Source organism: Candidatus Liberibacter sp., assembly GCF_014048425.1.
Lineage (GTDB): Bacteria > Pseudomonadota > Alphaproteobacteria > Rhizobiales > Rhizobiaceae > Liberibacter.
Genome location: NZ_JACETX010000043.1, coordinates 1 through 10,487, shown reverse-complemented (window position 1 = coordinate 10,487; position 10,487 = coordinate 1). Strand labels below are relative to the sequence as shown.

Genomic DNA, 10,487 nt, shown 5'->3' with positions numbered 1-10,487 from the left:
CCGCTGACCATTCGATACGTAGCGAGGCTCAATGACCTTGAGGATTGCGATCCTCTGTTTTTTGACACCTTGGCTACGAATATAGCCTTGGAGTTGTGTGACACTCTCCTAGGGTCTGAAAGTCGCAAACAGACTTTGAGAAAAGAGTTTGAGTTGCTCATGGACAAAGCAAAAACGACGGGTGCTATTGAGATGCCACCGGCTCAATGCATCAAAAAGAACAAGAAGTTAGGATACTATTCGTGAAAATAGCACATGTTCAAAATTCATTTTCTGGAGGAATTGTATCCCCGCATATTTCTCGCTCAAGAACGGATCTTGAATCCTATCGTAGTTCTCTGGTCGATTGTTGCAATTACATTCCGACAATAGAGGGGGCTTTGTACCGTCGTCCGAGTGCTACGTATTTGAAAGATGCTAATATTCAAGATGGGAAGCATCGTATTGTTTCGTCTGCTTCTCATGATGGGAAGTCTTTCGTCTTTGAATTTGGCAGAAAATCGTTAGCCGTGGTAGAGGGTGGAGCGGAAACAATAGAGCTGTTTCCTATCATTGCCACCCCTTACAGCGATTCGGATTTAGAGGATCTCAATTTTACATCTAATATCGGATTGTCCTTCAAACCGTCCCTAGCTGGTGTGCAAGGGGATAAGGCAGGCTGGTGTATTGTGCATCCAAAACATCCACCTCATCTTCTCGGCAGGACGAAGAATGGATGGGCTTTAAACCCTATGGAATTAACCGATGGAGCGTATTTAGGCACACGGTTCATAGGCAATGATACGGTCAAAGATACTGCCACTATGGCGGTTACTATCGATGAAGGCAAACTGCAGGTTGTGTGTAGTGAAGACCTATTCACACAGGAAGATTGCCAAAGACCGATACGACTAGGATTTAAAATGGATGATGGATCAGGGGCTCAGTACCTGCATTGGTATTGGGTGACTATCAGGCAAGTCATCAGTGCCCGCGTAGCACAGGTGGCTTTTGGGAATGCTTCGGCTCTCCTTGCTAAGCGGGAATCTATCCTAGGCAAGGAAACTTCTGATTGGAACTTGGGTGCTTTTAGTGCCCATTTAGGTTATCCCTCTCACGTGACGGTTTTTAAAGATCGTTTAGCCTTTGTGAAAGGGAATAGAATTTTCTTTTCCAAAATAGGCGTCCATAAAACCGACTTTGGGTTTACTACTTCCTCCATTAGCGGGGAACAAGATGTAGCAACTTCTGATTCTGCCTATGACGTTAGCATCTGTTCTGAAGCCCCTGAAAACATCCGTTGGATCAGTAGTTTTAGAGATGTTCTCGTGATTGGTACGGATCATAGCGAATGGGAATTTTCTGAAAAAGGATCGAATCACCGTGTCTTGAAACAGATATCGTCGTATGGAACGAATGGCATTGTTCTCAAAGTTCAAAAGTCTCTTGTTTTTGTTCAGAGGTCAGGGCGTACTCTCTTGCATTTGTCTCATAGCGAGAGAGAAGGATACAGAATCTCCAACCTCTCTGCTATGGTTTCTCCTTTGTTGACAGTTGGTATCAAAGAGATTTGTTATCAGCAAATTCCGTTTTCTGTCATATGGGTTTTGATGAATGACGGATCATTGTTTGGCGTCACTTTTGACGAAGAGCAGAAAATATCTGCATGGCATAGACACACCTTAGGGGGAGAAGGAGCTGTTCTCATTGAGAACATCACGGCTTTTCCCTCTGCGTCTCGTAGACAATGTGATGTTCTGTGTCTTCTTGTCAACCGCCCTGAGGAGATCATAACTCAAACATTGGCCATTATTGGAGAGTATCCCAGCTCCCCGAAATCTGAACACTTTTTGGACTATGGCAAAGATGGAATACATTATCCTTATACTTCCTCTGTCACCCTGCCTCATGTTGGAGATGCTTTGTCTGACCCTGCCATTGCGTATTCTAAAAGGCGTATTAAAGCGGTATTTGTCGAAGCTGAGGGAGCGGACACACTTAAATGTGGCGTGGATGATGGTGTTCTCACATTAGCCTCCAATACAGACGAGCGGATGTTCCTTGTTCATTCTACAACAAGCAGAGCGGGAACTGTCCATTTGCAACAAACTAAAGCTGAGCATGGCATCATCACGGGTGTCATTATGAGCATTGATATATCACACGGGGGCATATGATACATCCAGTAATCGCTTACCTATTTCTAGTTGGTCTAGCTACGAGCTACGCAACCTACAAATCCGAAAAACACCAAAGTGGTATGCAGATGGAGGAAGAGCTTGACCGACAGGCAATCGCTCAAAAGGACGCTCAACTTGCAGAGCAATCAGGTATCGAAAAAACGACATTGCACGATATAGCCCAAACACAACACCTCGGAGACATCAGAAGTTCCATGGCGTCTTCAGGTGTGCGAAGTGATTCCGCATTGTATGGTTTAGGGCAACAAATGGAAATGGCCGAAAATGAAAGGCTATCCATGTTTAGAAACGCCTTAGAAGAAAAAGACCGCCATTTGATGAGCGACAAGTGGGCTAAAAGGCGGTACGCAGGAGCACAGAAAAGGTCGAACGCCGCTTGGTTACTTGGCGGTAGCGAGTTTTTAAAGAACACCGTCCCTTTCTTAGATCAGTTCTTTGAAGAATAGGATCGAAAATGGCATATAAGCTTCCAGCAAGTTATACGGCGTCGTCGCATACAACAAGCCGTTTACCACATCCTGCCATTGGGGGGTCTCAGTACGATCCTTACGGGAACTTCGTTAAACTTGGAGAGGTTGCAACTAAAGCGATCAAGACCCACGCCGATATGATGAAATCGTCTGCCCAGCTTCAATCCATGAAAGCTGTTTCTGACATGTCTTTAGAAACGGCTAGGGAGAAGCAGAAGCTAGTGGAAACGCAAAGCCCCGATATGGAGGGCTTCGATAAGCTAGAAGAAACATCCCTGCAGAACTTTGACAAACGGGCAGAGGAGATCGGCAAAAGGATACCGCAAGGAGGGAAGAAGCATTTTGAGCAGTCCATAGCTTCAGAAAGGGCTAAATATTTCAATGATGTTCTCTCTATTAAGAACAAGAAGTTTCTAGAACATGGTATCAACCAAACCCACCAAGCTGGTGAGAATTTTAGTTCTGTTATTTTTGAAAATCCAACCAATGACACGTACAAATCCTCTGAAAAAGCTATCATGGATGGTATCCACGGCTTGTCTGGCGTCTCCACAGAACGGAAAGAGAAATTAATACAAGGAATGCGTGTCAAGTTAGCAGACGCTCAAGCTCTCGGCACTGCTGAGGTTAACCCATCTGCTTTCACGACATGGGCAAGAAAAGTAGGAATAGCTGGCAAATCAGGAGGGTCTTCATCTACGAGCAAAAAAGGGCAAAAGGTATCTGACAAAACCATGACGGATTTGTCTGTTGGCGGTTCGTCCGCATCACAAGCCTTGAATGTTCCTGAAATAGAGGTCGTGCATTCTGTCGATAATACGAGTGATACTTCTTCTCCTCCTATAGAAGGTTGGGGTCATCTCTCGTCAGAGATGAAAGTAAGGGTTCTGAATAAGGCTTTTCAGAAAGAGGCATCAACGAAGAGCCTGATAGGGGACAAGTTTAGGGGCTTGTTGTCCGACATGGAAACGCAGGTCAACGCAGGTGGCAATCCTAGAGACATTTTCAACTTAGAATCGACAGATCCCCACAATGTCATCCATACTTTAGGAGAAAGAGCGGGCAAGGAGTGGTTAGACAAAGCGGATGAACTGCTGACTATGGGGGATTTCACCGATAAAATAAAGGGACTACCTTACAAGCAGGCTTTAGAGTATTTGCAGTCGCAACGTCCTAACACGAATGATACCAAAGATTTGGATAAGCGTTTAAGGATTTATGCGTTCCAAGAAAAGGCATTCAAGAATCTTCAGCAAACTATTGCGGATGATCCTTTAAAGTTTGCGATAGAGACAGGCAAATATGGGGTTCGGCCGTTAGAAAAGGATATTGACACATGGGCGTATACTCTGAAGACCCGCAAAATCGGCATGGATCGTTTGCAAGCTGAAAAAGGGCTGAGGAGCTATTCGCTGTTGAGCAATGACGAAGCCCACTATTTCAAAAACGAATTTCAAAAACAACCTGCTCTTAAGGCGGTTGACAACTTGGTTGAGATGGGAAAAAGCCTCGGGGGGGTTCATTCTGAGGCGTTTAAAAACACTATACGTTCGTTAGACATGCCTTATCTGCCGTACGTGGCAGAGATAGCTTCAACCCAAGCGACGTTTAAAGACGTGGGTTGGTTTTGGGATAGTGAATACCCCTCTGGGAAAGTAGCTACATCCATGCTCAGAGGAGCGAGGATTAGGAGTGATACTAAAAAAGCCTATACTCTCCAAACGAGCAATACATTTGATGCCGAGCTTAGAAAGCACATTCACTTCAGTGATGTTCCAGATGAAGAAGAAAAATCGAGGGTATTTTCTTCTTTTAGAGAGGGTATATTAAATTACATGGCGGGCACAGATGTGAACGGCTATAAGGAGAACACGGACAATCCAAGCAAAATAGCAGAAGCGTTTAAGATCATCTCAGGAGGAGGTTATGCCACCTATAGGGGATCTCAAGTTCTTCCTCCTTGGGGCATGGACAGATCCTCGTTTCGTTTAGAGATGAACAAAAGACTAGAACAGGTCTATCCGCTTGCTAACCGTTTTAACATGATGGATTCCATACAAACCGAAACCATAGGCAATGGTGTGTATCGGCTCAAAAGTGGCTTTCATTATTTGCATGACGCAAACGATGATCCTATTTTAATTGATTTAGCAGAACCTATGCCAGAAGCAAAAAAGGGGGGACGCCCCAATGTATCTTAGTCTCACCGAAGAAGACAAGAAAAAGGAGAAAGAAAGGGTCAGGGATCTAGGGTCGCAGACCCTAAGAGATCCTACCTTTTTTGAGGGGGCAGGGGAGCAGATTGTAAAAACTCCTTTCCGCATGGCGGAGAGTTTAGTTTCTTTTGCTTTGCCTGATGACTACAAATCTCCTTTTAGGCATGATCCTCAAACGCAAGGCACGGTTGCGGGTTTGATTGACACCATGTCTTCTATAACCGCCTACATAGCTCCCTACAACGTCGGGAAATATCTTGGTGCGGGTGCTCAAGCTATGAAGTTCGTGAAGGCTGGCGGATTGGCTAATATGGCTTTGTCGCTAGGTTCGGAGACGAGGAGAGACTCTCTTCAAAAAGGGGTGGATCCTCGTACAGCTCTTAAACTGGGAGCGATAGAGGGTATAGGCGGGACAGTTCAAATGATGACCACTCCGTATATCCCTGCGAAGTCTGCTTTGACGAGACTCGGTACTGGAGCTGTTTTTGCACCCATAGCTGGGACTGCCACCGCTGGTTTAGCATCTAAAACACTTCGTGATGCTGGATATTCGGATATGGCAGATCACATAGAACCATTTGACAAAGGAAGAATGGCTCTCGATGTGGTCACTAATGTATTAGCTGTTGCCCTGACCCACAAGGACATACCTCAACACGCTCTTCAAGAGGCGAAAGATATTTATCACGCTGGGGTCATGGAGAAGAAAGCTACGGGCACTCCTGATCCTGTCGTACCCACTCACCCTAAAGCTGAACAGGCACATGCCGAAGAGTACAGCAAAGGTCTGGAGGCAGTTAAAGAGGGAAAAGTACCAAAGCCTGATGCATCTAATCTTCAAATCATAGAGGAAAACTCTATCGCAAATCCTCATCACAAGCCGTATGAGCTCCCTGAAGATGTAGCCCGACAACCCGTTAAAGAAGCTCTTTCTGAAGCAGAAGTCAAAGCTCCAAAAGAGAAAGCAGTTGAAGATCCAGCAGTTAAAGAGCCTTTAAAAGAAAGTTCAGAATCTCTTCAGCAAGAGCCTGTAGCTCCTCAAAACGAATTCTCAGGTGTTGACGAATACGCATCTCACCGCTTGGCTTCATTAGAAAAGAACAATCCAGATATAGCGCAAGAAATCAAAGAGGTTTCTCAAAAAGAAATAGAAGCACTAGAGAAGATTAAAAAGACAGATTTGATACAAAATCTCATCAACTGTTTCTTAGAACACGGAGGGTCTTGATGAAAGCCGAGTGTATACAATTAGCAAAAGACCTTGTCGGCAATGTTTTAAATGAGGACGATTTAGAATATCTAGAAGCTTCTATTGTTAAGCATCTCAAAGATATACCAGCTAAGGGAATGTCTAGGGCTCAACGTCTTAAGCTTGCAGGTGAAAAAGCTCTCCAATCTCGTATTGAAGAAACCACAAAGTATCTCCATACGAATATTGATGAAGCGTTCAAAAGAATAGAATTCCAAAAAGAGATCAACTCTTATCAAGCAGGAATTCATGGCAAGACGAAAGCAGTTTTGAACAATCTCTTTTTTCATGCGGGTTCGACGACCGTATCTTTGGAAAAGAAGATCGAAGTAGCGGTTAATGCTCGGCTTGCGTCTTACGCCCCTTATTTAAAAGAAACAGGAAAGTATTTTGGATTAGTCCATGATCCTGCCATGACTTTAGATGTGTTCAAAGAGATGAAAGGTGTCCAAACGGGCAATCCTGTAGCGAGTAGTTTTGCCAAGCATCATTTTAAGACGATGAAAGAGGAACACGCTAGAGGCTCTATCGCAGGCAATACTTTTGAGTTCAGAGAAAATCGCATCCCGCAACCTGCTGACCCGTACAAGTTGCAGGCTAAAGGAAAGTCAGCGTATGTGAATGATCTGTATAGACTTGTTGACCATTCCAAACTCAAGAACCTAGACGGCAAACCTTGGACTGAGGCTCAGTTTGAAAAAAGGGCATCCCAAAGCTTTGATGCCATCATTAGCAAAAAAGGCAAAGACATCACAGGCTATGGTGGCAAGGTAGGGGAGAAGAGACGACACACTCGGGAATGGGAGTTCAAAGATGCTGAATCTCATTTAGAGTATCTCAAGAACTATGGGACGACGACGCATTTAGGGGATCTCCTCACGACGGATCTCAAGTCTTTAGTGAAAGACAATATCATTGCGGAGAATATCGGTATTAATGCTGATTCTTTCATTCGGAAGAGCATTGAAGAAGCTTATAACTCTGATTCTCAAGCAACGGCTGGAACGACTGGGCAGAAGACAAAAGGGATACTGGGATACGGAAAAAAGAACAAGTTAGATATTGACCGAGAGGGTGCTTTGGTCATGTGGGATTCTCTCAAGAACGGGCAACGTCCTGACAACGTCGTATGGGCTAATTGGGCTTCAGGCATGCGGGCTATGGCATCTGCTATTCTTTTAGGAAAACATCCTATTGATGCCCTGCTAGAAGATGGCTTGATTGTCCGCCAAATGCTTAAAAGGATGGGCATTAGCAAAGAAGAAATCCAAACCATCCGAAATATGGGGCATGCTGAGAGAAACTCTCTTATATCGGACATCGCTCTTTTTGGCGAAGGGGTCATTGCGAATGGAAATCGTACAGGTGTGGACTCTCGTGCTTACGGTTTTGCTTCCTCAGTATCAGATATGGTTCAAAAAGCGTCAGGTGCTCATTTTTTAGATACGCATAGTAGAAGTCAAACGACCTTGATCATTTCTAACCAAATCGGAAGAAATGTCGACAAGTACAAATCTCTGCATGATCTGTTATCTTCTAACGAGCCTAAAGAGATTAAACAGGCGTTCAAGTCTTTCACTCCTTTGGAATTTGAGGTTTTGAGAAGGTCCGATAGCACTGTCGGTCCTCAGAATTTGTACAGCATTAAGACGCCGAAACATATTCAAGATATTAAAGATGCGGATTTGGCAGATCTCGTTGCGTCTTCCACAAAGGAGAAGACAGGTTTCTACGAGCAAAAGATAGCAGAATCAGGAGACAAGCTTGCCAAGGAGATAGAGGCTTCTCTCGCTAAGACAGAAGGAAAGCATCTTCAATCTTTAGCTAAGGCGGACAAAGAACTCATCGACTTAGGAGTTAAACTCAAAGAAGCAGGAACAGAAGTCTCCAGAAAGTTAGAGATACTAGAAAGAGACATCAAGACGGCAGAAAAAGAGCTCAAGGAAGCTACTCGCCTCCAACAGAGCGTGGCTGACAGGGCTATTGAACGCCACACGAAGCGTTTGTCGGAAATTGATATCGAAGAGAAGTCAATACCAGAGCAGTCAAAGAAGTACTTTGCAGAACAGGAAAAGCTACAGAAAGCTATTGTTGCCGATATCGACAAAACAAAGGCAAAACGAGACAACGTTCCCCAGTATCTGTCCAAGTTGCAAGAGAGAGCCCCTCAGCTTGTCATCAGAAAAGCAAAATACGATAGGGCAATTAAGAAAAAGTACGCTCAGTTACAAGAGCACAACGCTACCGTTGCTCAAAAAGAGAAAGAATTCAAGAAAAAGGTTAAAACTCTCGGGAAAGAGAGAGACAGGCTCAACGCTGATATTGCAACCCAGACCGAAAGAAGAGATGTCATCCCTTCTAAAGCTTTAGCCAAAAGGAACAAACTTTTTGCCACCTTGGAGGAGACGAAAAGCCCCACGTATCGGAGTGGTAGGCAAGAGAGTTTGTCCGCCGACTATGCCCATAAATACTCAGAAGTTGAAAAGCTCAAGAAGGTTCTAGCGGACAAGAAGCAAGCATTGGCCGAGAAAGGCAAAGAGCGTTCGGAAGCATATGTTGCAGGTCTCAAGAAAAGCATAGAAGAAGTGAGATTCCAAGAAGCTCAAGGGCTTAAGAACAAAGTAGCGAACAAGGTCAATGCTCTGATATCCGGTAAAGTGCAGACGGCATTGCGAGGAGCCACGAGTTCCTCGTTGCGTGATCAATATAGATTAGGGCTGTTGACCTACAAAGCAGGAACGTTGCAAGGAGAAGCTCTTCGTATGCTTCTTCAGTTTCATGTCACTCCTTTTGGTTTGTATTTCACGCACATGAAAGATCTTCCTGAATCTGGAAAGATGCCCGAAGGATCAAGTTTAAACATCAAAAACATTAAGGGTTCTTTTGCGGTCACTACAGCAATGGCAGGTATAGGGACAGAAGTCATCAAAACTCTTTTAAGAGGGGAAGATCCTAACGCTGTGGAAGCCATCAAAAAAGGCACTTTAGGAAACGGTGCGTTGGTGCCTCATTTGAACATGTTCATGCCCTTTCTTGAGGGGAAAGGTGCAACCTCTGCTATGGGGGCTGTTCCTGGTATAGCAAGCAATGTTGCATCTTCTCTCACAAAAGGCATCAAAGGCAAAGCTGGTATAGGACAGACCTTAGGCGAAACAACTCGGCACATCACGCCTTTCATGAACATGTGGTACACCAACGCCCCCTATGAGCATCTCTTGTACGGCAAGATGATGGATTGGTTTAACCCCGATTACACGAGCGAAAAGCAAAAAAGGCAAGAGCGAAGAGGCAGGAGCTTTTTTTGGAACAAGGATTCTGTGTTCCCCCATCGGTCACCGACAGTTAAAGGATATTAAGAATGAGCAGACGTATAGTATACAAAGCTATCAACGGTATCAGTCACTATGAATTTCCTTACGATACCACAAAGGGGTTCAGAGTCACTGTTCAGGAAGGGCAGTCTGAGAGGGTTCTAACCGAGGATGTCGACTACACCTTGGATTGTCTAGGCGGCGGGGCTGGTGGTGTTGTCTACATCATTAATCCAGTAGAGGAGGGAGCTAAGGTTGTCTTAGAGAGTTGGAAAAGCTCACCGTTAGCTGTTGTCCCAACCAAGACCCAGAAAACTGGTGTACCAGATGTGCCACAGCAACAGCAGGGTGGAGGATCACTTGACGAAGAAACACGCAAGTTAATTTCCGATCTTGTCTCGCTGTCTAAAGGGAAGGAAGGGGATTTGGTTGCACGCCAAACTCCCAATTCTTCTACGTGCAATATTAACTTTGTCAATTCTGAGGGGGCTGTGACGGCAAGAATCCGCAAGACCCCCGACTGGCTTAAAATCGGCAACGTTGTCACCCTAGAAGACGGCTCCAAGATACTAAAGGGTGCTATCAACATCAGCCCGAACGGGGATCTTCTCTTTAACGGCATCAAGCTCATTGAATGGCTTGATCCTGCATCGTCTTTGCGGAAAAATATCAATGCCATAACGCCTCAAGAAGTTCTTTCTTTGTTGCAAGGACGAACGGTCTTGATGCCTATGAACAACTATGGTCTTTCCCGTTACCAGCTACCTGATGGAAATTACAAATTCACCACTGAGTGCTCTTGGTATTTCCCCGGTGAAGATAGTAGCGGGTATATGGGGGGTAATGATGGTTATTCCAGACGCCTAACTGAGGAGGAAGCTTCTAAGACTTGGAGGTGTGTAGGGAGCAGTTGGTACAGCTATAAATCTTCAGGTACTGCATGGTTTCAAGAAGTCATAGACCCAGATGCTACTATTCTAAGAGCCGTTGGCTCCTCTACGCTTCAAGACAATCTCATTGATCTCAAGGCTATAAGCTCCAAGATACAAGATATATTACCC

The 10,487-nt window shown here is 44.8% G+C and carries 7 protein-coding genes; all 7 read left to right on the top strand.

All coding sequences use genetic code 11. The annotated features are described in order from the left end of the window. On the top strand, nt 1-246 hold a 246-nt coding region (locus tag H0G72_RS04970), incomplete at its 5' end, for a phage connector family protein (protein WP_409049326.1). Beyond that, a complete protein-coding gene (locus H0G72_RS04965; RefSeq protein ID WP_182017678.1) occupies nt 243-2,156 on the top strand; it encodes a phage tail protein in 1,914 nt (637 codons plus the stop codon). The genes H0G72_RS04970 and H0G72_RS04965, both read left to right, overlap by 4 nt. Further along, nucleotides 2,153-2,626 (top strand): hypothetical protein, encoded by a 474-nt coding sequence (locus H0G72_RS04960; protein WP_182017677.1) that lies wholly within the window; start codon nt 2,153-2,155, stop codon nt 2,624-2,626. Before H0G72_RS04965 ends, H0G72_RS04960 begins: the two co-directional genes overlap by 4 nt. 8 nt (nt 2,627-2,634) lie before the next feature. Then, nucleotides 2,635-4,851: a hypothetical protein gene (locus tag H0G72_RS04955; protein WP_182017676.1), complete on the top strand. Its 2,217-nt coding sequence runs from the start codon at nt 2,635-2,637 to the stop codon at nt 4,849-4,851. Next, nucleotides 4,841-6,094, top strand: coding sequence for a hypothetical protein (locus H0G72_RS04950; protein WP_182017675.1), 1,254 nt, complete (start codon nt 4,841-4,843; stop codon nt 6,092-6,094). Before H0G72_RS04955 ends, H0G72_RS04950 begins: the two co-directional genes overlap by 11 nt. Then, nucleotides 6,094-9,471 (top strand): hypothetical protein, encoded by a 3,378-nt coding sequence (locus tag H0G72_RS04945; RefSeq protein ID WP_182017674.1) that lies wholly within the window; start codon nt 6,094-6,096, stop codon nt 9,469-9,471. The genes H0G72_RS04950 and H0G72_RS04945 overlap by 1 nt, the downstream gene beginning before the upstream one ends. Nucleotides 9,472-9,473: 2 nt before the next feature. Then, on the top strand, nt 9,474-10,487 hold a 1,014-nt coding region (locus tag H0G72_RS04940), incomplete at its 3' end, for a hypothetical protein (protein ID WP_182017673.1).

What these genes read in the sequence shown, in the direction of transcription:
- H0G72_RS04960 (WP_182017677.1), top strand. Translation starts at nt 2,153, where the DNA reads ATGATACATCCAGTAATCGCTTACCTATTTCTAGTTGGTCTAGCTACG.
- H0G72_RS04955 (WP_182017676.1), top strand. Translation starts at nt 2,635, where the DNA reads ATGGCATATAAGCTTCCAGCAAGTTATACGGCGTCGTCGCATACAACA.
- H0G72_RS04950 (WP_182017675.1), top strand. Translation starts at nt 4,841, where the DNA reads ATGTATCTTAGTCTCACCGAAGAAGACAAGAAAAAGGAGAAAGAAAGG.
- H0G72_RS04945 (WP_182017674.1), top strand. Translation starts at nt 6,094, where the DNA reads ATGAAAGCCGAGTGTATACAATTAGCAAAAGACCTTGTCGGCAATGTT.